This is a genomic window from Enterobacter sp. CC120223-11 (genome assembly GCF_900215375.1).
In the GTDB taxonomy this organism is placed as follows: Bacteria; Pseudomonadota; Gammaproteobacteria; order Enterobacterales; family Enterobacteriaceae; genus Scandinavium.
The window spans coordinates 78,736-104,124 of sequence record NZ_OBEF01000007.1; the positions used below are offsets into that span (position 1 = coordinate 78,736).

At 57.7% G+C, this 25,389-nt stretch carries 20 protein-coding genes and 1 riboswitch; of the genes, 4 read left to right on the plus strand and 16 right to left on the minus strand.

Annotated features, from left to right (window positions below; genetic code table 11):
- Positions 1-39: 39 nt before the first annotated feature.
- The 6 genes from rluA to araB form a co-directional block, all read right to left on the minus strand.
- Positions 40-699 carry a bifunctional tRNA pseudouridine(32) synthase/23S rRNA pseudouridine(746) synthase RluA gene (gene rluA, locus CRO87_RS10230; protein WP_097162836.1) on the minus strand — a complete coding sequence of 220 codons (660 nt, stop codon included), beginning with the start codon at positions 697-699 and terminating at the stop codon, positions 40-42.
- Between the two features lie 10 nt (positions 700-709).
- Positions 710-3,616, minus strand: coding sequence for an RNA polymerase-associated protein RapA (rapA, locus tag CRO87_RS10235; RefSeq protein ID WP_097162837.1), 2,907 nt, complete (start codon positions 3,614-3,616; stop codon positions 710-712).
- A gap of 130 nt (positions 3,617-3,746) precedes the next feature.
- A complete protein-coding gene (polB, locus tag CRO87_RS10240) occupies positions 3,747-6,104 on the minus strand; it encodes a DNA polymerase II (RefSeq protein ID WP_097162838.1) in 2,358 nt (785 codons plus the stop codon).
- A 75-nt stretch (positions 6,105-6,179) separates the two neighbouring features.
- The gene (araD, locus tag CRO87_RS10245; protein WP_097162839.1) at positions 6,180-6,875 is read right to left on the minus strand and encodes an L-ribulose-5-phosphate 4-epimerase; all 696 of its coding nucleotides are present in this window, start codon (positions 6,873-6,875) and stop codon (positions 6,180-6,182) included.
- Between the two features lie 83 nt (positions 6,876-6,958).
- Positions 6,959-8,461: an L-arabinose isomerase gene (araA, locus tag CRO87_RS10250; protein ID WP_097162840.1), complete on the minus strand. Its 1,503-nt coding sequence runs from the start codon at positions 8,459-8,461 to the stop codon at positions 6,959-6,961.
- 10 nt (positions 8,462-8,471) lie between these two features.
- Positions 8,472-10,169: a ribulokinase gene (gene araB / locus CRO87_RS10255; protein WP_097162841.1), complete on the minus strand. Its 1,698-nt coding sequence runs from the start codon at positions 10,167-10,169 to the stop codon at positions 8,472-8,474.
- 215 nt (positions 10,170-10,384) lie between these two features.
- On the opposite strand from araB, the gene araC reads away from it, so the two are divergent.
- Positions 10,385-11,230, plus strand: coding sequence for an arabinose operon transcriptional regulator AraC (gene araC / locus CRO87_RS10260; protein WP_097162842.1), 846 nt, complete (start codon positions 10,385-10,387; stop codon positions 11,228-11,230).
- Between the two features lie 3 nt (positions 11,231-11,233).
- On the opposite strand, the gene CRO87_RS10265 is transcribed toward araC, so the two are convergent.
- On the minus strand, positions 11,234-12,169 hold the full coding sequence (locus tag CRO87_RS10265) for a reverse transcriptase family protein (RefSeq protein ID WP_097162843.1): 936 nt from the start codon (positions 12,167-12,169) through the stop codon (positions 11,234-11,236).
- A gap of 354 nt (positions 12,170-12,523) precedes the next feature.
- On the opposite strand from CRO87_RS10265, the gene CRO87_RS10270 reads away from it, so the two are divergent.
- Complete coding sequence (locus CRO87_RS10270; RefSeq protein WP_097162844.1) at positions 12,524-13,291, plus strand: DedA family protein; 768 nt, start codon at positions 12,524-12,526, stop codon at positions 13,289-13,291.
- 44 nt (positions 13,292-13,335) lie between these two features.
- On the opposite strand, the gene thiQ is transcribed toward CRO87_RS10270, so the two are convergent.
- The 4 genes from thiQ to sgrR all read right to left on the minus strand — a co-directional run bounded on the left by thiQ (position 13,336) and on the right by sgrR (position 18,403).
- Positions 13,336-14,031 carry a thiamine ABC transporter ATP-binding protein ThiQ gene (gene thiQ, locus CRO87_RS10275; protein WP_097162845.1) on the minus strand — a complete coding sequence of 232 codons (696 nt, stop codon included), beginning with the start codon at positions 14,029-14,031 and terminating at the stop codon, positions 13,336-13,338.
- Positions 14,015-15,625 (minus strand): thiamine/thiamine pyrophosphate ABC transporter permease ThiP, encoded by a 1,611-nt coding sequence (gene thiP / locus CRO87_RS10280; RefSeq protein ID WP_097162846.1) that lies wholly within the window; start codon positions 15,623-15,625, stop codon positions 14,015-14,017. Before thiP ends, thiQ begins: the two co-directional genes overlap by 17 nt.
- Positions 15,601-16,584 carry a thiamine ABC transporter substrate binding subunit gene (thiB, locus tag CRO87_RS10285; protein WP_097162847.1) on the minus strand — a complete coding sequence of 328 codons (984 nt, stop codon included), beginning with the start codon at positions 16,582-16,584 and terminating at the stop codon, positions 15,601-15,603. The genes thiP and thiB overlap by 25 nt, the downstream gene beginning before the upstream one ends.
- A 32-nt stretch (positions 16,585-16,616) precedes the next feature.
- Positions 16,617-16,712: riboswitch (TPP riboswitch) on the minus strand.
- 35 nt (positions 16,713-16,747) lie between these two features.
- Complete coding sequence (gene sgrR / locus CRO87_RS10290; RefSeq protein ID WP_097162848.1) at positions 16,748-18,403, minus strand: HTH-type transcriptional regulator SgrR; 1,656 nt, start codon at positions 18,401-18,403, stop codon at positions 16,748-16,750.
- Between the two features lie 87 nt (positions 18,404-18,490).
- On the opposite strand from sgrR, the gene sgrT reads away from it, so the two are divergent.
- Positions 18,491-18,646: a glucose uptake inhibitor SgrT gene (sgrT, locus tag CRO87_RS10295; protein WP_097162849.1), complete on the plus strand. Its 156-nt coding sequence runs from the start codon at positions 18,491-18,493 to the stop codon at positions 18,644-18,646.
- A gap of 101 nt (positions 18,647-18,747) precedes the next feature.
- Positions 18,748-19,926 (plus strand): sugar efflux transporter, encoded by a 1,179-nt coding sequence (locus CRO87_RS10300; protein WP_097162850.1) that lies wholly within the window; start codon positions 18,748-18,750, stop codon positions 19,924-19,926.
- 45 nt (positions 19,927-19,971) lie between these two features.
- Here the strand turns inward: CRO87_RS10300 and leuD are convergent, their stop codons facing one another.
- From leuD to leuL, 5 genes are all read right to left on the minus strand, one after another.
- Positions 19,972-20,577 carry a 3-isopropylmalate dehydratase small subunit gene (leuD, locus tag CRO87_RS10305; protein WP_097162851.1) on the minus strand — a complete coding sequence of 202 codons (606 nt, stop codon included), beginning with the start codon at positions 20,575-20,577 and terminating at the stop codon, positions 19,972-19,974.
- A gap of 10 nt (positions 20,578-20,587) precedes the next feature.
- Positions 20,588-21,988: a 3-isopropylmalate dehydratase large subunit gene (gene leuC, locus CRO87_RS10310; protein WP_097162852.1), complete on the minus strand. Its 1,401-nt coding sequence runs from the start codon at positions 21,986-21,988 to the stop codon at positions 20,588-20,590.
- A gap of 2 nt (positions 21,989-21,990) precedes the next feature.
- On the minus strand, positions 21,991-23,082 hold the full coding sequence (gene leuB / locus CRO87_RS10315; RefSeq protein WP_097162853.1) for a 3-isopropylmalate dehydrogenase: 1,092 nt from the start codon (positions 23,080-23,082) through the stop codon (positions 21,991-21,993).
- A complete protein-coding gene (gene leuA, locus CRO87_RS10320; protein ID WP_097162854.1) occupies positions 23,082-24,653 on the minus strand; it encodes a 2-isopropylmalate synthase in 1,572 nt (523 codons plus the stop codon). Before leuA ends, leuB begins: the two co-directional genes overlap by 1 nt.
- 92 nt (positions 24,654-24,745) lie before the next feature.
- Positions 24,746-24,832, minus strand: a complete 87-nt coding sequence (leuL, locus tag CRO87_RS22315; protein ID WP_101706271.1) for a leu operon leader peptide — start codon at positions 24,830-24,832, stop codon at positions 24,746-24,748.
- Positions 24,833-25,389: the final 557 nt, after the last annotated feature.

Consider the following 25,389-nt stretch of genomic DNA (forward strand, 5'->3'; position numbering starts at 1 on the left):
GCCCTCTCCCATAAGGAGAGGGCGGCAGGCCACACGAAGTCAGAAATCCGCCGGTGCCTTAAATGTCATGCTGTTGCCGAACTGCGGGTGAGTAATGGTCAGCATTTCTGCATGCAGCAGCAGGCGCGGTGCCATCGCTAAGGCTTCCGGCGTGGCGTAGAAGCGATCCCCAAGAATCGGGTGCCCCAGCGCCTGCATGTGCACGCGTAGCTGATGGGAGCGCCCGGTGATCGGCTTCAGTTGGATCCGCGCAGTGTTGTCATCGGCATACTCCAGAACCTCATATTCCGTCTGCGCAGATTTACCCGTTTCGAAACAGACTTTTTGTTTCGGACGGTTCGGCCAGTCGCAAATCAGCGGCAGATCGACTAACCCTTCCGCTTTTTCCGGATGTCCCCAGACGCGCGCCAGATACTGCTTTTTCGGCTCACGCTCGCGGAACTGGCGCTTCAACTCCCGCTCCGCGGCTTTGGTCAGCGCCACCACAATCACACCACTGGTCGCCATATCGAGACGATGCACAGATTCGGCCTGCGGAAAATCACGCTGAACGCGCGTCATGACGCTGTCTTTGTGCTCCTCCAGGCGACCCGGCACGGACAACAGGCCACTCGGCTTGTTGACCACCATGATGTGCTCATCCTGATACAGCACCACCAGCCAGGGATCCTGCGGCGGATTGTAGGACTCCAGAACCATAGCCTTTTCCTTATTGATGCGTTACGACGATCAGTCGCAGCGCATCGAGACGCCAGCCAGCCTGCGCCAGGGCTTCCATCACCTGCTGGCGGTTGCTTTCAATGGCTTCCAGTTCGTCATCGCGAATGTTCGGGTTGACCGCCTTCAGGGCTTCAAGGCGCGACAGCTCCGCACTCAGCTTTTCATCCGCTTCCTGGCGCGCCGCGTCAATCAGCGCTTTCGCCGCTTTTTCGACCTGCGCTTCGCCCTGTTGCAGAATGGCGTGGACGTCCTGCTGGACCGCGTTCACCAGCTTGCTGCCGGTATGACGATTCACCGCGCTCAGCTGGCGGTTAAAGGTTTCAAACTCCACCTGCGCCGCGAGGTTGTTGCCGTTCTTATCGACCAGCATACGCACCGGCGTTGGCGGCAGGAAGCGGTTGAGCTGCAGCTGTTTTGGCGCCTGAGCTTCCACCACGTAAATCAGCTCCAGCAGCAGCGTGCCAACCGGCAACGCTTTGTTTTTCAACAGCGAAATCGTGCTGCTGCCGGTGTCGCCGGAGAGGATCAGATCCAGGCCGTTACGAATCAGCGGATGCTCCCAGGTCAGGAACTGCGCATCTTCACGCGACAGCGCCACGTCGCGCTCGAAGGTCACAGTGCAACCATCTTCCGGCAGGCCCGGGAAGTCCGGTACCAGCATGTGGTCGCCTGGCGTCAGCACGATCAGGTTTTCGCCGCGATCGTCCTGATTGATGCCGATGATGTCGAACAGGTTCATCGAGAAGCTGATAAGCCCGGTGTCGTCGTCCTGCTCTTCAATGCTTTCGGCAAGCGCCTGCGCTTTTTCGCCGCCGTTGGAGTTGATCTCCAGCAGGCGGTCGCGGCCCTGTTCCAGCTGGGCTTTCAGCGCGTCGTGTTGTTCGCGGCAGGCTTTGATCAGATCGTCGAAGCCGTCGGTATTTTCCGGCGCGGCCAGGTACTCAATCAGCTGGCCGTGGACGCTGTCATAGATAGTGCGGCCCGTCGGGCAGGTGTGCTCGAAAGCGTCCAGACCTTCGTGGAACCAGCGCACCAGCACGGACTGAGCGGTTTTTTCCAGATACGGCACGTGAACCTGAATGTCGTGCGCCTGGCCGATACGGTCGAGACGGCCGATACGCTGCTCGAGCAGATCCGGGTTGAACGGCAGGTCGAACATCACCAGGTTGCTGGCGAACTGGAAGTTACGCCCTTCGGAGCCGATTTCGGAACACAGCAGAACCTGTGCGCCGGTATCTTCTTCGGCAAACCAGGCGGCAGCGCGGTCACGCTCCACGATAGACATGCCTTCATGGAACACGGCGGCACGGATGCCTTCACGCTCGCGCAGAACCTGCTCCAGCTGCAGCGCTGTGGCCGCTTTGGCGCAGATAACCAGCACCTTCTGGGAACGATGAGCAGTCAGGTAGCCCATCAGCCACTCAACGCGCGGGTCGAAGTTCCACCAGGTGCCGGTATCGCCTTCAAATTCCTGATAAATTTGCTCAGGATAGAGCATGTCGCGGGCACGTTCCTCAGAAGTTTTACGCGCGCCCATAATGCCGGAGACTTTGATTGCGGTCTGATACTGGGTCGGCAGCGGCAGCTTAATGGTGTGCAGTTCGCGTTTTGGGAAGCCCTTTACGCCGTGGCGAGTGTTGCGGAACAGCACGCGGCTGGTGCCGTGGCGGTCCATCAGCATCGCGATCAGCTCCTGACGTGCGCTTTCGGCATCGTCGCTGCCGCTGTTAGCGGCCTGCAGCAATGGCTCGATGTCCTGCTCGCCGATAAGTTCGCTCAGGGCGTTCATCTGCTCGTTGTTAAGCTTTTCGCCGCTCAGCAGCAGCGACACTGCATCGGCTACCGGGCGATAATTCTGTTGTTCTTCAACGAATTGTTCGAAATCATGGAAGCGGTTCGGGTCGAGCAGGCGCAGGCGCGCAAAGTGACTCTCGAGGCCCAGCTGCTCCGGCGTAGCGGTCAGCAGCAGCACGCCAGGGACGCGCTCGGCCAGCTGCTCAATCGCCTGATATTCGCGGCTTGGCGCGTTTTCGCTCCACACCAGATGGTGCGCTTCGTCGACCACCATAATGTCCCACTCGGCGTCGCACAGATGCTCCAGGCGCTGCTTGCTGCGGCGCACGAAGTCCAGCGAGCAAATCACCAGCTGTTCGGTTTCGAACGGGTTGTCGGCGTCGTGCTGAGCTTCAGCGTAGCGCTCATCGTCAAACAGCGCGAAGCGCAGGTTGAAGCGGCGCAGCATTTCGACCAGCCACTGGTGTTGCAGGGTTTCCGGCACGATAACTAGCACGCGCTCGGCGGCGCCGGAGAGCAGCTGCTGATGCAGAATCATCCCGGCTTCGATGGTTTTACCGAGGCCGACCTCATCCGCCAGCAGCACACGTGGCGCATGGCGACGGCCAACGTCGTGGGCAATATGCAGCTGATGTGGGATCAGGCTGGTGCGCTGGCCGCGCAGGCCACTCCACGGCATGCGGTACTCTTCGCTCTGGTATTTGCGTGCGCGATAACGCAGGGCAAAGCGGTCCATGCGGTCAATCTGACCGGCGAACAGGCGGTCCTGCGGCTTGCTGAAAATCAGCTTGCTGTCGAGGAAGATCTCACGCAGCACCACGCCTTCTTCTTCGGTGTCCAGACGCAGGCCGGTGTAGGCCAGCAGACCCTTCTCTTCATTTACTTCGTCAACGCGCAGCTGCCAGCCTTCGTGGCTGGTGATGGTGTCACCCGGATTGAACATTACGCGAGTGATTGGGGAATCGTTGCGGGCGTACAGTCGGTTTTCACCCGTTGCCGGGTAGAGAAGAGTGACCATGCGCGCGTCCAGCGCTACGACTGTCCCTAATCCCAGTTCGCTTTCTGTATCGCTGATCCAGCGTTGACCAAGTGTAAAAGGCATATATTCTGAGCTCTATTCTTCAATTGCAGGCAATAATCGTCCTCCGCGGAAAAAACCACGGAGAGGAAAAATTGGGGTCCAGGAATGGAAAGGGCGCTATGGTACTGGAAGCCAGGGTGTTAGTCACCTGTCAAAATAGCCCCAGTTGTCCTGTCAGTAGTGTAGCAAAATCGTCGTGGACGAAGGGTAAAATTCCATCGGCAACCGGTTCGAGCTGTTTGGACAGATAGTGCTCATAATCCAGCGGCGACTGCCGATAGGCCAGCGGTTCCGGGCCGCCGGTGGTCCAGACATATTTGATGCTGCCGCGTGACTGATACTGCAATGGACGCCCCAGTTTTGCATTCTGCTCATCGGCCAGCCGTGCGGCGCGAACGTGCGGCGGCACATTGCGCTGATACTCCGCCAGCGGCCGCCTGAGCTGCTTACGATAGACCAGTTTGTCGTCCAGTTCGCCCGCCATCAGCTTCTCAACCGTTTCACGAATAAAATCCTGATACGGCTCGTTGCGGAAGATGCGCAGGTACAATTCCTGCTGGAACTGCTGCGCCAGTGGCGTCCAGTCTGTGCGCACAGTCTCCAGCCCTTTGAACACCATGCGCTGCTCGTTGCCAGTCTGGATCATTCCGGCGTAGCGCTTTTTGCTGCCCGTTTCGGTGCCGCGAATGGTCGGCATCAGGAAGCGGCAGAAATGGGTTTCAAACTCCAGCTCCATGGCGCTGGTCAGGCCCTGTTTTTGCAGTTCTTCTGTCCACCATTCGTTGACGAACGCAACCAGTTGGCGGCCAATTTTCGCCGCTTCTTCTTCGCTGTGGGCGCGTTTCAGCCACACGAAGGTGGAATCGGTATCGCCGTAAATGACGTTATAGCCCTGCGACTCCACCAGCGCTTTGGTCTGGCGCATGATCGCGTGTCCGCGCATGGTGATCGACGAGGCAAGGCGAGGATCGAAAAAGCGGCAGGCGCTGGTGCCGAGCACGCCGTAGAAGGCATTCATGATGATCTTCAGCGCCTGCGACAGCGGTTTATTATGATGCAACTTGGCTTCATCCCGCCCGTGCCAGATCTGCCCGACGATATCCGGCAGGCAGTGCTTTTCCCGCGAGAACCAGGCCCCTAAAAACCCTTCGGTGCTGTGTTCTGCATCCGGCTGTGCCATGCCTTCGACAAGGCCGACAGGATCGATCAGGAAAGTTCGGATGATCGACGGATACAGGCTCTTGTAATCCAGCACCAGAACCGAGTCGTACAAACCGGGTTGCGAATCCATCACGTAGCCGCCGGGGCTCGCCTGCGGTGGCACTTCGCCAAGATTGGGCGCGACGTAGCCGAGGCGATGCATTCGCGGGAAATAGAGGTGGCCGAAGGCCGCGACCGAACCGCCGTGACGGTCGGCGGGCAGGCCGTTTACCGTCGAGCGTTCCAGTAAAAACGGCATAATTTCCGTTTTGTGGAAAATGCGCGTCACCAGCTCGCAGTCTTTCAGGTTGTATTTCGCTAAGGCGGGCTTATCTTCGGCGAAACGACGGTCAATTTCGTCCATCCTGTCCCACGGATTATCGATAGCCTTGCCCTCGCCGAGCAGCTCCTGCGACACGTTTTCCAGCGAAAAGGAGGAGAAGTTCCAGAAGGCGGACTTCAGCGCTTCGATGCCGTCGATAATCAGCCGCCCGTTGGCCTGGGCGAAAAACACGCCGTTTTTGAAGCCATGCTCGCGCCATTCAATTTCGACGTTGCCGCGCCCGAGCATCAGTGGAATTCGATACCGTTCGGCATGCTTTTGCAGCACTTTCAGGTCAAACTGCACCAGGTTCCAGCCGATGATGATATCGGGGTCGTGTTCGGCAAACCACGTATTGAGCTTTTCCAGCAGCTGTGGGCGGCTTGAAACATACTCCAGCTGAAAATCGACCTGTGAAGCATCGCCGTTTTCAGGCCCGAGCATATAGACAACGCGCTGCCCACAGCCTTCAAGACCGATGCAGTACAGCTCGCCGTGGCGGGTGGTTTCGATATCCAGCGACACCCACTTCAGCGGTGGGCGGTAGTGAGGGCTCGGTTTGAGGCGGGCGTTTGTCAGTCCATTGCCCTGCGCTTCGCCTTCGACCCAAACGGGCGCGGTGATGAAACGCTCCATCAGATAGCGCTCCGGCGGGCGGATATCCGCTTCATAGACGGTAATGCCGTCGGCTTTCAGCAGTTTTTCAAGGCGCATGAGCTGGCGGTGCGAGCGGCAATAAAGGCCGAATACCGGCTGACGGTGAAAATCCTTCAGGGCTAGCGGGGCGAGACGTGCGTCTTTTTCCCCCCGCAGCAGGCGCTCGGTTTGCGGGCGCTGCGACTCCGGAATAAACGCCACCGACTCCTGAGGCGGGAGCGTCACCTGCAACGGGCCCTCATCGGTTGCCAGCCAGAAGGTGACTTCCGTGCCCTGCGGGGTGTCCCGCCAGTGACGGGTTAACAAAAAACCTTCTCGCGCCTGTGCCACCAGCTCTACCTAAAAAGAAAACCAGGCCTGAGTATAGCCTGGTTTGCTCTGAATTGCTGTGGTTTTATACAGTTGTCATTGCCCGTAATAGGCCTTTGCACCGTGCTTGCGCAGGTAATGCTTATCGAGCAACGTGGGCTGCATGTCCGGCAGCTGCGGGGCGAGCTGGCGACAGAAGATGCCCATATAGGCGACCTCCTCCAGCACAATGGCGTTGTGCACGGCATCTTCGGCGCTTTTCCCCCATGCGAAAGGCCCGTGGGAATGCACCAGCACGCCGGGCATCTGAGCCGCATCAATGCCCTGTTTTTCAAAGGCTTCGACGATAACGTTGCCGGTCTCCCATTCGTACTGGCCGTTGATCTCGGCATCCGTCATTTTGCGGGTGCAGGGAATGTTGCCGTAGAAATAGTCCGCGTGAGTGGTGCCCGTGGCCGGAATCGACTGCCCGGCCTGCGCCCAGATAGTCGCGTGGCGCGAGTGGGTGTGGACTATGCCGCCAATGGTCGGAAACGCCTGATACAGCAGACGATGCGTGGGCGTATCGGAGGAGGGCTTTTTACTGCCTTCCACCACTTCACCTGTGGCGAGGCTGACGACCACCATGTCTTCTGCCGTCATCACGTCATAATCCACGCCGGACGGTTTGATGACAAACAGGCCCGTTACGCGGTCAACCGCGCTGACGTTGCCCCAGGTCAGCGTCACCAGGTTGTGCTTTGGCAACTGGAGGTTGGCCTCCAGCACCTGACGTTTGAGATCTTCTAACATTCGTGTCTCCCTGCCGGATGGCGCTTCGCTTATCCGGCCTACAAAACCGTAGGCCCGGCAAGCGGAGTGTCGCCGGGCAATGCTTAGCGTTTTGACCCGTAATACACTTCGTTCCAGCGCAGCGCGTCCTTGAAGGCCGGCAGGCGCGTGTCGTTGTCGATGACGGTCAGTTCAATATCGTGCAGTTCGGCGAACTGGCGCATGTCATCGAGGGTCAGCGCATGGCTGAAGACGGTGTGGTGCGCGCCGCCTGCGACAATCCAGGCTTCCGAAGCCACTTCCAGGCTCGGGTGAGCCTTCCACAGCGCATTGGCAACTGGCAGCTTCGGCAGGTTGTGAGGCGTTTTCACCGTTTCAATGGTGTTGACCAGCAGGCGGAAACGATCTCCGAGATCGACCAGGCTTGCCACCAGCGCCGGGCCCGTTTTGGTGTCGAAGATCAGGCGGGCCGGGTCGGCTTTACCGCCGATGCCGAGGTACTGCACGTCGAGGATCGGTTTCTCAGCCGTGGAGATGGTCGGGCAGATCTCCAGCATGTGCGAGCCGAGCACCAGATCGTTGCCGTTGTCGAAGTGATAGGTGTAGTCCTCCATAAAGGAGGTGCCGCCCGCAAGTCCGGTGGACATCACCTTCATGATTCGCAGCAGCGCCGCCGTTTTCCAGTCGCCTTCGCCCGCAAAGCCGTAACCTTGCTGCATCAGGCGCTGCACCGCCAGGCCCGGTAGCTGCTTCAGGCCATGCAAATCTTCAAAGGTGGTGGTAAAGGCGTGGAAGCCGCCCTGTTCGAGGAAGCGCTTCATGCCAAGTTCAATGCGGGCTGCATCAAGTACGTTCTGACGTTTGTCGCCGTGAACCTGCGCGGCGTCTGTCAGGCGGTAGCTGCTTTCATACTCATCGACCAGTGCGCTGACGTCGCCGTCGCTGACCTCATTGACCACCTGCACCAGGTCGCCCACGGCCCAGGTATTTACGGAGAAGCCGAATTTGATTTGCGCCGCAACCTTATCGCCGTCGGTCACTGCTACTTCGCGCATGTTGTCGCCGAAGCGCACCACTTTCAGATGACGAGTATCCTGTTTTGACACCGCCTGACGCATCCACGAGCCGATGCGTTCGTGGGCACGTTTGTCCTCCCAGTGGCCCGTCACCACGCTGTGCTGCTGGCGCATACGTGCGCCGATGAAGCCGAACTCGCGGCCGCCGTGTGCCGTCTGGTTCAGGTTCATAAAGTCCATGTCGATGCTGTCCCACGGCAGGGAGGCGTTGAACTGGGTGTGGAACTGGAGCAGCGGCTTATTGAGAATCGTCAGGCCGTTAATCCACATCTTCGCAGGCGAGAAGGTGTGCAGCCAGACGACCAGCCCGGCACATTTGTCGTCGTAGTTAGCGTCGCGGCAAATAGCGGTAATTTCGTCAGGACGTGTGCCGAGCGGTTTCAGCACCAGTTTGCACGGCAGTTTGGCCTCGGCGTTCAGCGCATTGACCACGTGTTCAGCGTGCTGCGTCACCTGACGCAGGGTTTCCGGGCCGTACAGATGCTGGCTGCCAATCACAAACCACACTTCATAATTGTTGAAAATCGTCATCGTCATTTCCTTAATGCGTCAGTACTGCCGCCGGTTTTTCCGTGCGAGTGGCGGAAGGGAGGTAATGCTGTTCGGCGCTTTTTGCCCATTGCTGGTAGCGCTGATAAAGCTGTTCAAAACGTTGGGCCTGCAAAGGTCGCGGCTCGAGGGTGTGTTCGACTCGGCTGGCCATCTTTTGCTGAGCCGCAGGAATATCGGCATGAACGCCCGCGGCCACGGCGGCGAAAATGGCTGCACCCAGGGCGCAGCACTGATCCGACTCCACAATCTGCAATGGACGGTTGAGCACGTCGCAGCAGGCTTGCATGATGTCCACGTTTTTACGGGCGATGCCGCCAAGGGCCATCACGTTGTTCACCGGAATGCCCTGCGAGGTGAAGCACTCCATAATGGCGCGCGCCCCGAACGCGGTGGCCGCCACCAGTCCCCCGAAGAGCGCGGGCGCATCGGTAGCCAGGTTCAGGTCGGTAATCACGCCCTTCAGGCGTTGGTTCGCATTCGGCGTACGGCGGCCGTTAAACCAGTCGAGCACCACCGGCAGGTGTTCCAGCGAGGGGTTCCGCGCCCAGGCGGCGGTCAGCGCCGGAAGAAGCTGCTTCTGGCTGGCTTTGATCTGTTCTTTCAGTTCAGGATGCTGCGCCGCCAGCTGTTCCAGCGGCCAGCCGAGGATGCGGCCGAACCAGGCGTAAATATCGCCAAAGGCGGACTGGCCCGCCTCCATGCCGATGAAGCCTGGCGTGACGCTACCGTCCACCTGGCCGCAAATGCCCTGCACGGTGTGCTCACCGACGCTGTTTTTGTCCGCAATCAGAATGTCGCAGGTGGAGGTGCCGATGACTTTCACCAGCGCATTTGGCTGTGCGCCTGCGCCAACCGCGCCCATATGGCAGTCGAACGCGCCGCCTGAAATCACCACGTTTTCCGCCAGACCCAGGCGCTGCGCCCATTCGGCGCTCAGCGTGCCAACGGGAATATCAGCGGTGTACGTGTCGGTGAAGAGCGGATTCGGCAGATGTTTATTGAGCAGCGGATCGAGTTCGTCGAAGAAGCTGGCGGGTGGCAGGCCGCCCCAGCTCTCATGCCACAGGGATTTATGTCCTGCGCTGCAGCGCCCGCGGCGAATATCCTGCGGACGTGTGGTGCCAGAGAGCAGGGCGGGAACCCAGTCACATAATTCAATCCACGAGGCTGCAGCCTGCGCTACCCGGCTGTCTGCGCGGGTGACATGCAGGATCTTGGCCCAGAACCATTCGCTGGAGTAAATGCCGCCGATGTAGCGGGAGTAGTCGGTTTTGCCGGGCTGGTGGCACAGGCGAGTGATGGCTTCGGCTTCTTCAACCGCGGTGTGATCTTTCCACAGCACGAACATGGCGTTGGGGTTATCGGCGAACTCCGGGCGCAGCGCCAGCACGTTGCCGTCAGAATCAATGGGTGCCGGAGTGGAACCGGTGCTGTCGACGCCGATGCCGACGACTTCTGCGCGGCGTTCGCCCAGATCGTTCAGCACATCTTTTAGCGCAGACTCCATGGATTCCATGTAATCCCGCGGGTGATGGCGAAACTGGTTGTTCGGCGCGTCGCAGTAGCGACCTTCCTGCCAGCGCGGATACCACTCCACGCGGGTGGCGATTTCCTTTCCGCTGGCACAGTCCACCGCCAGCGCTCGCACTGAGTCACTGCCAAAGTCGAGGCCAATTGTTATTGCCATCGTGTTGCTCCATAAGAGTATCGGGTATGGAGCAACAGTAGTTTTTGGCGAAAAAAAGCGTCAGGCGTGAAGCGCTAATCTTATGGATAATAATGCTGTGGCATAACAAAGTGTGACGCCGTGCAAATATTCTCACAGGCCATTTTCTGCTTTTTCGCTTCGCTGGCAATATGGACAAATGCTTTCCTGACAGACCTGCTGAGCGAGCGTTTTTTATGCCTGAACTCCAGAACGATCCGCTGTTACCTGGCTACTCTTTTAATGCCCACCTGGTGGCGGGACTGACGCCTATCGAGGCCGAAGGGTATCTCGATTTTTTTGTCGATCGCCCGCTCGGTATGAAGGGCTATATCCTCAACCTGACGGTGCGTGGGGAAGGAGTGATCAACAATCATGGGCACCAGTTTGTTTGTCGCCCCGGGGATATTGTGCTGTTTCCGCCAGGTGAAATTCATCACTATGGTCGCCATCCCGAGGCCAGCGAATGGTATCACCAGTGGGTTTATTTCCGCCCTCGCGCCTACTGGCATGAGTGGCTGAGCTGGCCGACGCTGTTCGCCCAAACCGGTTTTTATCGCCCGGACGAAGCGCATCAGGCGCTGTTCGCCGAGCTGTTCGGACAGATTATCGACGCCGGGCAGGGCGTGGGGCGCTATTCCGAACTGTTAGCAATCAACCTGCTGGAGCAGTTACTGCTGCGGCGCATGGAGGTCATCAACGCATCGCTGCATCCGCCGATGGATAACCGGGTGCGCGACGCTTGTCAGTATATTAGTGACCATCTCGCCGACAGCCAGTTTGATATCGCAAGCGTGGCCCAGCACGTCTGCCTGTCGCCGTCGCGGCTTTCGCACCTGTTCCGCCAGCAGCTCGGCGTCAGCGTGCTGAGCTGGCGTGAAGATCAGCGAATCAGCCAGGCGAAGCTCCTGCTGAGCACCACGAGAATGCCGATTGCCAGCGTCGGCCGGAACGTAGGCTTCGAAGATCAGCTCTACTTCTCCCGGGTATTCAAAAAATGCACAGGCGCGAGCCCCAGCGAGTTCCGGGCCGGATGTGAATAGGGCTCAGGCGCAGCGTTTAAGCCAGCGGCGCACGTTGTGTCGCGCATGCAGGAATTCGCTGTCGTTAGGGCGAATTTGCAGAATGAATTCAATTTTTCCCTGCATGGTCTGCAGCCAGTGCCGTTCTGTCATCTCGCTGTGCGCAGGGGACCAGCCAAATTTTTCGTAATAGTAGAGCGTTTGACGTAGCTCCCGACGCAGCGTGGCTGGCGCCTGCGGATAGGGGCCATTGACCACTATACCTGTGACAATCTGTCGCTGTCCCTGGCTCATCAGCCGGGTCTTATCGTGGTTAAGTTCGAACCCCAGTTCCGCAAGGAAACCCTTCACCTTATTCCTGACTCTGCGAGCGTCAAAATCCCCGGAGAATGTCATGTCGTCGCCGTAGCGGGTATAGGCAATCTCCTGCTCAGCGCACCAGCGTCCTATGTAATTATCAAAATCACGCAGCACCAGATTGGCGATGGTCGGTGAAGTGGGGGCCCCCTGCGGCAGCCTGTCGCGATAACAACATAAATGGCTGAGCAGCGTGATGGTGGCTTGCGGCAGGCGGGTTTTGGCAAACGCCTGTTGCCAAACCTGAGGAAAAATAATCCGCTGGAAGAAATTGTCTATGTCCATCTTGAGCACCTGCTTCTGTCTGACGTGCGGCAACACGTTGTTCAGCAGGGTATAGCCAGGCCGCCAGGCGGTGGCGTAATCGGACAACGGCAGCAGACTTAACACATGGCGAAGGATGTTGCGCTGAACGCTTTTCAGCAGAGGAGCGGGCACATGAATCGTGCGGATCCCGCCGCTGCGTTTCGGCAGCTGTAATTCACGGTAATGACGGTCGCTGTGGTTGCTCAGCGCGTACAGGCAACGCAGCTGTTTAGCGGGGCTCCAGTGCGGGTGACCGGTCAGTTCCAGTGATATCAGGCTTAGCTGTGCAGCGTTCATGATTGGCGATGCTCCTTATCTGTGCCAGCAGCAGAGCACCACAAAATGATTCCTTAAGGTGCGAAGGTGTACATTCGCGAAGCGGGTACACAACGTGTACAGCCGTACTCCGGAGCACCTTAGGGTCAGCGTTGCAGGTAGTCAGTACAGAACGGCGACTCGCCGCTCCGCCAGTTGTTTCAACCGGGAAAGCTGCTTCTGCTGCTGGCGTTTTAAGTATACCCACGGAAGAGGGCGTGGCGCAAAAAACGGCGCCAATGGTGTATCATTTTGTTACAGGTTCGTTATCTGTTTTCTTGACTCCCGATCGGGACCCTCTGAGAATCCCTGACTCATTATCTGACCGGATACTCTATGCAAGCGTTACTGGAACATTTCATTACCCAGTCGGTGATGTATTCACTGATTGCCGTCGCGCTGGTGGCGTTTCTGGAATCGCTGGCGCTGGTGGGTCTGATCCTGCCGGGCACCATTATGATGTCCGCGCTTGGGGCGCTCATCGGCAGCGGGGAAGTGAACTTCTGGCAGGCGTGGCTGGCAGGCATCATCGGCTGCCTGCTGGGCGACTGGATCTCCTTCTGGATTGGCTGGCGCTTCAAAAAGCCGCTGCACCGCTGGTCGTTTATGAAGAAAAACAAAGCGCTGCTCGATAAAACCGAACATGCGCTGCACCAGCACAGCATGATTACCGTGCTGATTGGCCGCTTTGTTGGCCCGACGCGGCCTCTGGTGCCGATGGTCGCCGGGATGCTGGACCTGCCCGTTTCCAAATTCATTGTGCCGAATCTTATTGGCTGCCTGCTCTGGCCGCCGGTCTATTTCCTGCCGGGGATCCTTGCCGGGGCGGCGATCGACATTCCTGCCGATGCGCAAAGCGGCAGCTTCAAATGGCTGTTGTTGCTGGCGGTGGGGCTGGTGTGGCTGACGGCGTGGCTCGGCTGGCGACTGTGGCGCAGCGGCAAATCAGGAACCGACAGGCTGACGCGCTATCTGCCGCGCGCGTGTCTTATCTGGCTGACGCCTGTGCTCACTCTCGGGACGGTGGTGTCACTGTATGTTCTGTTTAAACACCCGCTGATGCCGGTCTATCTGGATATTTTAGGTAAGGTTGTGAGTCGGTAATTTCCCTCTCCCCGGCCCTCTCCCAAAGGGAGAGGGAGGAAACCTTAACCGATCCCCAACAAATGCGACGCGGTCGCTTCACCGCTCAGCAGTTCATCGGTGGCGCCATCCCAGACGATACGCCCGTCGGCAATGACCAGCGAACGTGGCGCAATGCGGGCCGCATCTTCCACGCTGTGGGATACCATCAGCAACGTTAAGTGCTGACGACGACAGACGTCCCTGACCAACTCCAGCATCTCCTGACGCAGCGCCGGGTCGAGGGCGGAGAACGGTTCATCGAGCAGCAGCACCGGCTGCTCCCGCACCAGACAGCGTGCCAGTGCCGCACGCTGGCGCTGGCCTCCCGATAGTTCACCCGGCAGACGTTCCAGCAGCGACTCGATGCCCATCTGGCTGGCGATCACGCTTAACTTGTGCCGTTGAGCATCGTTCAACTTCAGTCCCGGATGCATCCCGAGACCAATGTTCTGACGCACCGTCAAATGGCTGAACAGGTTGTTCTCCTGAAACAGCATCGACACCGGACGTCTGGCAGGGGGCGTCCGGGTATGCGGCTGATTTTCAATAGAAATGGTGCCGCTTTCGGGTGTCAAAAAACCGGCAATCAGGTTCAGCAAGGTGCTCTTACCCGCGCCGCTTGGGCCGAGCACGGCAATCTGCTCGCCCTGCTTAACGGACAGGGTGAAACGCATCGGCAGATGCTCGTACAGCCAGGTGACATCATTCAGTTTTAGCATCGCGGCCCGGAAGTTTTTCAATCAGGGTGAATAACAGGAAGCAGAGCAGCAGCAGAATAAAAGCGGTGACCGCCCCGTCCTGGCTGCGATAGGCCCCAATCTGCTGATAAAGATAGAACGGCAGTGTGCGGAAATCTTCATTGCCGAACAGCGCCACCACGCCAAAATCACCAATCGATAAAACGCAGGCAAATGCCAGCGCCTGGGCCAGCGGACGCTTCAGCGCCCGCAGCTCCACCACGCGGAAACGTGTGAAGCCCTGCATCCCCAGCGACTGGCAAAGCAGGCTATAGCGCGACGTGGCATCGCGCATTGGGCTTTCCAGCACCTTGAGCGCATAGGGAATGGCCATCAGCGCGTTGGTGAATATCACAATGCCGTCGGCGGAAGCGGGCAGCCCGACGCTGCTGTTGAGCAGTAAAAAGAAGCCGGTCGCCAGCACGATGCCCGGCATGGCGAGGATCAACATGCCGCTCAGCTCCAGCGCCTGCCCGGCGAGATGCCGGTTTCTGGCGCGCAGTTCGCGGCTGCTCCACAACAGCATCAGCGTCAGGGCGACGGAGAGGAAACCGGCGGCAACGGCGATGCGCAGCGAAGTCCAGATGGCCTGCCACAGTTCGGGCTGCGTCAGCACCTGTGGCAGATTGCGATTCAGACCATCGACGATCACTGCCAGGAGCGGTGGCAGCAGCAACAGCAGCGCACAAGCGATAAGCATCGTGTCGATAATTTGGCTGTGCAGACGATCGTCCGGATCGCGCCAGCCCGTATGTTGTGTATTGCCCGGCGCGAGTGACTGGCTCAGCCGCTGGCTGGTAAGCATTAGCCCGAGGCAGCAGACCATCTGGACGATCGCCAACATCGCCGCGCGGCCCGGATCGTAATCAAAGTTCAGCGCCTGATAGATGGCCAGTTCGATGGTGGTCGCCTGCGGCCCGCCGCCCAGCGACAGCACGGTGGCGAAGCTCGCGAAGCAGAGCATGAAAATCAGCGCGGCGATGGCGGGAATTTGCCGCCGCATCCACGGCCATTCAACGAAGCGGAAAAAGGCGAAGCCGCGCATCCCTAACTGCGCCGCTAACTGGCGTTGTTCACCAGGGATTTGCTCCAGCGCCTGAAGCAGCAGACGCGTAGCCATCGGCATATTGAAGAAGACATGGGCCAGCAGAATGCCTTTTAAACCGTAGGGCGAGAATGACCAGTGCCAGCCAAGCAGCGCAAACAGCTGCGCCAGCCAGCCCTGGCGTCCGTAAACGCTGAGGATGCCGAACACCGCCACGAGCACCGGCAGAATGAGCGTCATCGCGCACAGCCGCAGCAGGATTTGTCGCCCGGGAAAGCGGCGGCGATAGAGCGAACGGGCAAGGAAGATGGCAGGAATAACCGACAGCAGGGCGGAAAGAAATGCCTGCCAGAAGGAGAATCTCACCACGTGCCACAGATAGCTGTCGTGCAGGAATTCGCCCCAGCTTCCCGCCGGGGCGTTAAGCCATAAAGCCAGAAAGGCGGCCAGCGCCACGGCCACCATCAGCGTGGCAACCGTGACGCCCGGCAGCAGCCAGCCGGGGATTACTGACTGACGGCGCGTTGCCATGCGGCAATCCAGCCCTGACGTTCGGTGGCGACTTCGCGCGGGGTGTATTCCAGCGTGGTTTGCGGTTTCACCAGACTGTTGAATGCTTCTGGTAATTCAACCTGCGTCACCGGGTACATCCAGTTGCCCGTCGGGATCGCTTTCTGGAACGCAGGGCTGACCATAAATTTCAGGAACTGTTCGGCAAGCGCGGGTTGTTTGCTCGCGGCGGTTCGTGCGGCCACTTCCACCTGCAAATAATGCCCTTCGGCGAAATCGGCGGCGGCGTAGTTATCCTTTTTCTCTTCGATGATGTGGTAGGCCGGAGAAGTGGTGTAGCTCAGCACCAGGTCGCTTTCCCCTTTCAGGAACAGGCCGTAGGCCTCAGACCAGCCTTTGGTGACGGTGACGGTTTTCGCCGCCAGTTTCTGCCAGGCTTCCGGTGCCTTATCGCCGTACACTTTCTGCATCCACAGCAGCAGGCCAAGGCCCGGGGTGCTGGTGCGCGGATCTTCATAGATCACGCGCCATTTGGTTGGGCTCTCCACCAGATCCTTCAGGCTTTTCGGCGGGTTCTTCAGTTTGTTTTTGTCATACACAAAGGCGAAGTAACCGTAGTCGAACGGCACAAAGGTGTCGTTCTTCCAGCCGCCAGGGACCGTCAGGTTATCGGCCTGAACGTTGCTTTTGGCGAACAGTTTGGTCTGGGTCGCCGCTTCCAGCAGGTTGTTATCGAGCCCAAGCACTACGTCGGCTTTGCTGTTTTTGCCTTCCATACGCAGACGGTTGAGCAGCGATACGCCGTCTTCCAGCGCCACGTATTTCAGCTCGCAGTTGCAGTCTGCTTCAAAGGCTTTTTTCACCGCCGGGCCAGGGCCCCAGTCGGCAGAGAAAGAGTCGTAGGTATAAACGGTGAGAACAGGTTTGGCGAAAACAGGCACGCTAACCAGCGCCAGTAACGGCAGGAGTTTTTTCAGCACTTTGCACCTCAAAAATTAGGGGTGGCAAAGGATTTTGAGTGAGCCTCAAATCCCTTCGCCGGCGTTATCCGGATCAGGTTCGACGGGTATTATCTCAGCCGCGTTACGCAGCACCCCGTTGAGAACGCGCCATTGTAATGAGTTTGTGACTTTTCAGGAAGTCCTACGGATCGGGCGGCGCAAACCAGGCTGACTTAAAGTCAAACCAGCCGAGGGTATTCATGCGTAGACCGCGCATGCTGCGCTGTCCCTGGATGCGCAGCCAGTGGTGGATCAGCGGCACGATGGCGCGCTGGGCGATCAGCTGCTGCGACCAGTTGGCGAGGTTGATTTCACCCGCCTGCCAGTCGGCGGCGGCCTGCTGCCAGTCCAGCGGGATGCAGTGCTGAATCAGCGGGACTTCAAACAGGTGTGCGAACAGCGAGAAGTCCAGCGGTAGCGTGAAATTGGCGCTGTTGAGCCACATATCGCTTTGCGCTTCACCGCGGTGCCATTCATCGTAGTCGAGTTCCTGAATTTCCAGTTTCACCCGATGCTCAGCCAGCAGGCGGCTCATGATCAGCGCTATGTTTTTATGTTCCAGATGTTCCCGATAATAGGTGAGGGTGAGCGTTTCCAGCCCGGCGGGCTTGTCCCCTTTGCCGGGGCGGGCGTGGTGCCAGCGCGGTAGCAGGCCATACGCCGGGAACCAGTAGCCCTGATACTGCTCGTCGGCGTGATAGAGCAGATTGGCCGGGGAGAGGATCTCGCTGACCCAACGGCGGACGTCGTCCGATAAGCCTTTCTGGCTGCGGGCGTCGAACAGCAGGTAATAACAGCCCTCTTCAAGGCGGCTTTCCACCGCTTTTTCACCTTCGGTGGAGCCTTCCAGCGTCAGGCCGCAGGTGACCTCATCACCCACTTCCGGTAACACCCAGACGTTCACCTCATCGATAAGTGCCCGAAAACCAAAGAAATCGTCGAAGGCATGGATCTTGAGCTGATTCTGGTTGTTGCGCGCGACGGCGTAAGGCCCGGTGCCCACCGGCAGGCTGGAAAAATTGTGCATGGTTTCCCACTCCCACGGCAGGATCATCGCCGGGATGTGGCCAAGCAGCCAGGGCAGCCAGCGATCCGGGCGCGCCAGGTGAATATCCAGCGTCCAGGTCGTCGGGGAAACAATCTGGCTGATGTGCGCATAAAGCGGCAGGGTGTTGATGCGCTGCAAGGTGTGGATAACATCCTCCATTTCCAGCTCCCGACCATGGTGGAAATGGATGCCGGGGCGGAGGTAGAAGCGCCAGTGTAAAGGGGAAATTTGCTGCCAGTGGTGGGCGATATCCGCTTCCAGTTCCCCGTTTTCCTCATTTATGCGCGTCAGGGCGCTAAATATCTGCCGGGCAATATGGGTTTCCGAGCGGCGCAGCGGCGTGCCGGGCAGCAGGTTACGCATTGGCCGGTAGTAGAGCACCCGCAGAATATGCCGCCCCTGGCGAAAGCTGCGCCCTAAATGCGACACCAGCATCTGGCGCACCGTGGCCTTGTCGCCAACCAACTGCACAAGCTGATCGATTCTGTCCTGTTCGAGCAAGTCCTCAGCCCGCTGCTGCTGGAGCGCGAGGCCCGTGTAGAGGAAGGTGAGGTGCGAGCGCTTACCTCGCCCAGCCTCTGCCTGCCAGGTCAGCCAGCCACGTGACTCCATGGTATTTAGCAGCGTGCGCATGTGGCGGCGTGAGCAGCTAAGCAGTTCCGCCAGCTCGTTGAGCGTGGTGTCCTGGGATTTTCCGTCACAGCATTGCCACAGGCGGATGAACTGTTGTTGCAGGCGACCAGAGGACATAAAAGAGGAACTCCCGGTAAAAACTCAGCAATTTATTAATCCTCATATTAAGCCAATAATCAACTCCGATGAAGTGAGGAGGTGAATATGTCGAAGCCATCTGTCCGTCAGTTTTACCAACAGTACTTTTTGGCGACGCAGGGAGCGTCATGGCTGGCCCGCCTGGTCGCAGGATTGCGCCTGAAAATGCTGGAAGAATTGATGCAGTGGGATGTTACGAACCCGGCTTCTGGATCTCATTAACTTGCCAAATCATGTGTGACTGAGTATTGGTGTAAAATCACCCGCCAGCAGAAAGCTTCTGCTGGCTTTTTTCGTTTCTCTTTTGTGCATAAGGAAGGATCATGCTCTGGCTGATGACGATGGGACGACGCCTGAACGGGGTGTACGCGGCTTTTATGCTGGTGGCGTTCATGATTGGCGTGGCCGGGGCTTTGCAGGCGCCGACGCTGAGCCTTTTTCTCAGCCGTGAAGTTGGTGCGCAGCCGTTCTGGGTCGGCCTGTTTTACACCGTTAACGCCATCGCCGGGATCGCCGTAAGCCTCGGCCTGGCGAAACGTTCGGACCGCAAGGGCGACCGGCGTAAGCTCATTATGTTCTGCTGCCTGATGGCTGTGGGCAACGCGCTGCTGTTCGCCTTTAATCGTCACTATCTGACGCTGATAACCTGCGGTGTGCTGCTGGCTTCACTTGCCAACACCGCGATGCCGCAGCTTTTTGCCCTGGCGCGTGAATATGCCGACAGCTCCGCCCGCGAAGTGGTGATGTTCAGCTCGGTCATGCGTGCGCAGCTATCGCTGGCGTGGGTGATTGGCCCGCCGCTGGCCTTTATGCTGGCGCTGAATTACGGCTTCACCGTGATGTTTTCCATTGCCGCCGGGATTTTTGTGCTCGGCCTGGCGCTGATTGCTTTTGCGCTACCGTCGGTGGCGCGTGTGGAACAGCCTGCCACGGTGGCGCTGACCGAAGTCAGCGGCTGGGGTGATAAAAACGTGCGCATGCTGTTTATCGCTTCCACGCTGATGTGGACCTGCAACACCATGTATATCATCGACATGCCGTTGTGGATCAGCAGCGATTTAGGGCTACCGGACAGCCTCGCGGGCATTTTGATGGGCACGGCGGCGGGGCTTGAGATCCCGGCGATGATCCTCGCGGGCTACTACGTCAAACATTTCGGCAAGCGTCGGATGATGATCACCGCCGTGGCTGCGGGTGTGCTGTTTTACATTGGGCTCATTCTGTTTCACAGCCGCGAGGCGCTGCTGATCCTTCAGTTGTTCAACGCGGTGTTTATCGGGATTGTCGCCGGGATCGGCATGCTGTGGTTCCAGGATCTGATGCCAGGGCGCGCAGGAGCGGCAACGACGCTGTTTACGAACAGTATTTCGACTGGCGTGATTCTGGCGGGGGTGATTCAGGGTGCGGTATCGCAGAGTTTCGGACACCATTATGTTTACTGGGTGATTGCGGCGATTTCGCTGGCGGCGTTTGGACTGACCTGTAAAGTGAAGGACGTTTAATTGATGAGATGCCCGGCGTGGCGTCGCCTCCGCCGGGTAGAAGGATTAACCCATAAATGCAGGTTGATTACTTTCGTAAGCTGAAATCGCGTCTTCATGCTGCAGCGTGAGGCCGATACTGTCGAGGCCGTTCAGCATGCAGTGACGGCGGAAGGCGTCGAGGGTAAAGCGGTAAACTTTATCGCCCGCTTTCACCTCCAGCGCTTCCAGGTCCACTTCAAACTTCATTCCTGGATTTGCCTGCACCTGCTTAAACAGCTCGTCGACCTGCTCATCGCTCAGCGTCACCGGCAGCAGCTGGTTGTTAAAGCTGTTGCCGTAAAAAATGTCGGCGAAGCTCGGCGCAATCACCACTTTGAAGCCGTAATCGGTCAGTGCCCAGGGCGCGTGCTCACGAGAAGAGCCGCAGCCAAAGTTTTCACGTGCCAGCAGAATGGACGCGCCTTTGTATTCCGGGAAGTTGAGCACAAATTCAGGGTTAGGTTGCTCACCTTTATCATCAAGGAAGCGCCAGTCGTTGAACAGGTGCGCGCCAAAACCTGTGCGGGTCACCTTCTGCAAAAACTGCTTCGGAATGATGGCATCGGTGTCGACGTTAGCCGCATCCAGAGGGACAACCAGGCCGGTGTGTTGGGTAAATTTCTCTGCCATGATGGTCTCCTTATTTCATTCCACGAATATCGGCAAAATGGCCGGTCACGGCTGCCGCAGCGGCCATCGCCGGGCTCACCAGGTGCGTACGGCCCCCGCGGCCCTGACGGCCTTCAAAGTTACGGTTGCTGGTGGAGGCGCAGCGCTCGCCCGGATTCAGGCGATCGTTGTTCATTGCCAGGCACATAGAGCAGCCCGGTAAACGCCATTCAAAGCCCGCTTCGATGAAAATCTTATCCAGACCTTCCGCTTCCGCCTGCGCTTTGACCGGGCCGGACCCTGGCACGACCAGCGCCTGCACGCCTGGTGCCACTTTACGGCCTTTGGCAATTTCTGCTGCGGCGCGTAAATCTTCAATACGTGAGTTGGTGCAGGAGCCAATAAACACTTTATCGATAGCCACTTCCGTCAGCGGGACGCCAGGCTTCAGGCCCATGTACGCCAGCGCTTTTTCAGCACTTGCGCGCTCTACCGGATCGGCGAATGAGGCCGGGTCCGGGATGCTGTCATTGACGGAAATCACCTGGCCCGGGTTGGTGCCCCAGGTCACCTGCGGGGCAATCTCTTCGGCCTGCAGAGTGACGACGGTATCAAATTTCGCATCGGCGTCGGTGTTCAGGGTTTTCCAGTAAGCCACTGCGGCTTCAAAGTCCTCGCCTTTCGGTGCGTGCAGGCGGCCTTTGACGTAGTTGAAAGTGGTTTCGTCTGGCGCGACCAGGCCCGCTTTGGCGCCCATTTCAATCGCCATGTTACACAGGGTCATGCGGCCTTCCATCGTCAGCGCCTGAATGGCGTCGCCGCAGAATTCAACCACGTGCCCGGTGCCGCCCGCGCTGCCGGTTTTACCGATAATGGCCAGCACGATATCTTTCGCCGTAATGCCCGGTGCCGCTTTGCCTTTGACTTCAATCTTCATGGTCTTCGCGCGGCCCTGCTTCAGGGTCTGCGTCGCCAGCACGTGCTCCACTTCGGAGGTGCCGATACCGAAAGCCAGCGCGCCAAATGCGCCGTGGGTGGCGGTATGAGAATCGCCGCAAACGATGGTCATGCCAGGCAGGGTGATGCCTTGTTCAGGCCCCATCACGTGCACAATGCCCTGATACGGGTGGTTCAGGTCGTACAGCTCCACGCCGAATTCATTGCAGTTTTTAATCAGTTCCTGCATCTGAATGCGGGCCATTTCGCCGGACGCGTTAATGTCTTTGGTTTCCGTCGACACGTTGTGATCCATCGTGGCGAAAGTTTTACCCGGTTGGCGCACCGGGCGGTGATGCGCACGCAGGCCGTCAAATGCCTGCGGGGAAGTCACTTCATGGACCAGGTGGCGGTCGATGTACAGCAGTGGGGTTTCCTCTGGCGCTTCATGCACGATGTGCGCATCAAACAATTTTTCATATAACGTCTTCGCCATGATTACACCCCTTCTGCGACATAGCGGGCGATGATGTCGCCCATTTCATCAGTGCTGACCGCTGCGTTGCCGCGAGCCAAATCACCGGTACGAACGCCTTGCTCTAATGCGCGGTTGATCGCATTTTCGATAGCAGTTGCCGCGTCGTTTGCATCCAGGCTGTAGCGCAGCAGCAACGCCAGCGACAGGATCTGCGCAATCGGGTTGGCGATGTTTTTACCTGCGATATCCGGCGCTGAGCCGCCCGCTGGCTCGTACAGGCCAAAGCCCACTTCGTTCAGGCTTGCAGACGGCAGCATGCCCATGGAGCCAGTGATCATCGCGCATTCGTCAGAGAGAATGTCGCCGAACAGGTTAGAGCAGAGCAGCACGTCAAACTGGGACGGATCCTTAATCAGCTGCATGGTGGCGTTGTCGATGTACATGTGCGCCAGCTCGACGTCCGGGTACTCTTTGGCGATTTCATTGACGATTTCACGCCACAAAATGGATGACTGCAGCACGTTCGCTTTGTCGATGGAGGTCACTTTGTGACGGCGCTTACGAGCCGATTCAAACGCGATGCGTGCAATACGCTCGATTTCAAAACGGTGATACACCTCGGTATCAAAGGCTTTTTCGTGCTGGCCGCTGCCTTCACGGCCTTTTGGCTGACCGAAGTAGATGCCGCCGGTCAGTTCACGCACGCACAGAATATCGAAGCCGTTAGCGGCGATATCGGCACGCAGCGGGCAGAACTCTTCCAGCCCCTGATACAGCTTCGCCGGGCGCAGGTTAGAGAACAGTTTGAAATGCTTACGCAATGGCAGCAGCGCCCCGCGCTCCGGCTGCTCGGCTGGCGGCAGGTTTTCCCATTTCGGGCCGCCAACGGAGCCAAACAGAATGGCATCGGCCTGCTCACAGCCTTCTACCGTCGCCTGCGGCAGCGGTTGGCCGTGTTTATCAATGGCGATGCCGCCCACGTCGTAGTGGCTGGTGGTGATACGCATAGCGAAACGGTTACGCACAGCTTCCAGGACTTTCAGGGCTTGTGTCATCACTTCCGGGCCAATACCGTCACCCGGCAACACAGCAATATGGTAATTCTTCGACATTACACGGTTTCCTTTTTGTTCTCGTTATTCTGCGCTTTGCGCTGCAACTCTTTTTCTACTTCATTGGCACGCCAGATGCTGTTCAGCACGTGCACCATCGCTTTGGCGGACGATTCAACGATGTCTGTCGCCAGACCCACGCCGTGGAAGCGACGGCCGTTATAGTTCGCCACGATATCCACCTGGCCCAGTGCGTCTTTACCGTGGCCTTTGGCGGTCAGGCCGTATTTCACCAGTTCGATGTTGAAGTTAGTGATGCGGTTGATGGCCTGGTAAACGGCATCAACAGGGCCGTTGCCGTTTGCCGCTTCGGCTTTGACTTCTTCACCGCAGGCCAGTTTGACAGAAGCGGTGGCGATATCGTTGGAGCCGGACTGCACGCTGAAGTAGTCCAGGCGGAAATGCTCTGGCTCTTCCTGCTGCTTATTGATGAAGGCCAGCGCTTCCAGATCGTAATCGAACACCTGACCTTTTTTATCGGCCAGCTTCAGGAAGGCGTCGTACAGATTGTCCAGGCTGTAATCCGTCTCTTTGTAACCCATTTCGTCCATGCGGTGCTTCACAGCAGCACGGCCAGAGCGGGAGGTCAGGTTCAGCTGGACCTGGTTCAGGCCGATGGATTCCGGGGTCATGATTTCGTAGTTTTCACGATTTTTCAGCACGCCATCCTGGTGAATACCGGAGGAGTGTGCGAACGCGCCGGTGCCGACAATCGCTTTATTCGCCGGGATCGGCATGTTGCAAATCTGGCTGACGGTCTGGCTGGTGCGCCAGATTTCGTTGTGATTGATGCGGGTCTGCACGTTCATAATGTCTTTGCGGACCTTGATCGCCATGATCACTTCTTCCAGCGAGCAGTTACCTGCGCGCTCGCCGATGCCGTTCATCGCGCCTTCAACCTGACGTGCGCCTGCGTGGACGGCGGCGATGGCGTTGCCAACGGCCAGGCCTAAATCATCATGGGTGTGAACGGAGATAATCGCTTTGTCGATGTTCGGCACACGCTCGTACAGGCCCGAAATGATATTGGCGAACTCGAACGGCATGGTATAGCCAACGGTGTCCGGGATGTTGATGGTGCGCGCGCCAGCGTTGATGGCGGCTTCGACGACGCGGGACAAATCTTCAATCGGCGTGCGGCCTGCATCTTCACAGGAGAATTCAACGTCATCGGTGTAATTGCGGGCGCGTTTAATCATATAGATTGAGCGCTCAATGACTTCATCCAGCGTGCTGCGCAGCTTGGTGGCGATGTGCATCGGAGAAGTCGCAATAAAGGTATGAATACGGAACGCTTCAGCCACTTTCAGGGACTCGGCGGCCACATCGATATCTTTTTCGACACAGCGTGCCAGGGCGCAGACGCGGCTGTTTTTAATGGTGCGAGCAATGGTCTGAACGGATTCAAAATCGCCCGGTGAGGAGACAGGGAAACCGACTTCCATCACGTCGACACCCATACGTTCGAGGGCCAGTGCGATCTGCAGTTTCTCTTTCACGCTCAGACTTGCCTGTAATGCCTGTTCACCGTCACGTAAGGTGGTATCGAAGATAACGACTTGTTGGCTCATGGTTTTGGTCCTTGTCAGTCTTAGGTCGCCTTGCTACGAGCATAAAAAAACCCGCGCTAAGGCGCGGGTTTTTAGTCTTACCAGAGGATGACTTAACGTAAAACGTCGCCCACCAGTCTACCGCGCACAGTGAATGCGTTTAGTAGTAGTAGACCGGTGAAACGAGTGGTACGGATCATTTGTCATGCCCCAGATGAATTCGTGATGCTTTTAGTGGTACTGGATACGCAGATCGATGTCAACCTTTTCTGAGGAAAAAGCCACGTGCGCGGTTGTCATAATAAGAATATTCCTTAGCTAATTGTGCTGGTTAACCTTTTTTTTCTCGCAGATTGTTTTAGCTCATCTTCATTGACTTAATGAAATGAATCATCTTTTCATGATTACTCTTATCTGGTAATGCATTTTTACTTTGCAGGCGCTGCGCTAACGCGATGATATAGCGGTGGTTAAATTAGCATGTTTTCCATATTTAAGAATTTTCACAGATAATTGATGCTGTTTTGTTATGCGATTAGGCTTTTTTAAAAATAAAAATCAGATTTTTAAAAGTATTCTTGATGCAACGTGCTGTTGTTTATTTTCCTGGTTTATGATTAAAATTTGTCTATAAAGTATCGTTTATGATTCGACCATGAAGTGAGCCTTGGGCAACATGCTGTTCATCCATGACTGACTCGTCGAGTTTTTAACAGTCTCATTTTCTTTGCATATGTTCTTCACGGAATATGCATGT

Excerpts from the sequence above, each read along its gene's own strand:
- rluA (WP_097162836.1), bottom strand. The coding sequence starts at position 699 with ATGGTTCTGGAGTCCTACAATCCGCCGCAGGATCCCTGGCTGGTGGTG.
- rapA (WP_097162837.1), bottom strand. The coding sequence starts at position 3,616 with ATGCCTTTTACACTTGGTCAACGCTGGATCAGCGATACAGAAAGCGAA.
- araD (WP_097162839.1), bottom strand. The coding sequence starts at position 6,875 with ATGTTAGAAGATCTCAAACGTCAGGTGCTGGAGGCCAACCTCCAGTTG.
- araA (WP_097162840.1), bottom strand. The coding sequence starts at position 8,461 with ATGACGATTTTCAACAATTATGAAGTGTGGTTTGTGATTGGCAGCCAG.
- araB (WP_097162841.1), bottom strand. The coding sequence starts at position 10,169 with ATGGCAATAACAATTGGCCTCGACTTTGGCAGTGACTCAGTGCGAGCG.
- araC (WP_097162842.1), top strand. The coding sequence starts at position 10,385 with ATGCCTGAACTCCAGAACGATCCGCTGTTACCTGGCTACTCTTTTAAT.
- CRO87_RS10265 (WP_097162843.1), bottom strand. The coding sequence starts at position 12,169 with ATGAACGCTGCACAGCTAAGCCTGATATCACTGGAACTGACCGGTCAC.
- CRO87_RS10270 (WP_097162844.1), top strand. The coding sequence starts at position 12,524 with ATGCAAGCGTTACTGGAACATTTCATTACCCAGTCGGTGATGTATTCA.
- thiQ (WP_097162845.1), bottom strand. The coding sequence starts at position 14,031 with ATGCTAAAACTGAATGATGTCACCTGGCTGTACGAGCATCTGCCGATG.
- thiP (WP_097162846.1), bottom strand. The coding sequence starts at position 15,625 with ATGGCAACGCGCCGTCAGTCAGTAATCCCCGGCTGGCTGCTGCCGGGC.
- sgrR (WP_097162848.1), bottom strand. The coding sequence starts at position 18,403 with ATGTCCTCTGGTCGCCTGCAACAACAGTTCATCCGCCTGTGGCAATGC.
- sgrT (WP_097162849.1), top strand. The coding sequence starts at position 18,491 with ATGTCGAAGCCATCTGTCCGTCAGTTTTACCAACAGTACTTTTTGGCG.
- CRO87_RS10300 (WP_097162850.1), top strand. The coding sequence starts at position 18,748 with ATGCTCTGGCTGATGACGATGGGACGACGCCTGAACGGGGTGTACGCG.
- leuD (WP_097162851.1), bottom strand. The coding sequence starts at position 20,577 with ATGGCAGAGAAATTTACCCAACACACCGGCCTGGTTGTCCCTCTGGAT.
- leuC (WP_097162852.1), bottom strand. The coding sequence starts at position 21,988 with ATGGCGAAGACGTTATATGAAAAATTGTTTGATGCGCACATCGTGCAT.
- leuB (WP_097162853.1), bottom strand. The coding sequence starts at position 23,082 with ATGTCGAAGAATTACCATATTGCTGTGTTGCCGGGTGACGGTATTGGC.
- leuA (WP_097162854.1), bottom strand. The coding sequence starts at position 24,653 with ATGAGCCAACAAGTCGTTATCTTCGATACCACCTTACGTGACGGTGAA.
- leuL (WP_101706271.1), bottom strand. The coding sequence starts at position 24,832 with ATGATCCGTACCACTCGTTTCACCGGTCTACTACTACTAAACGCATTC.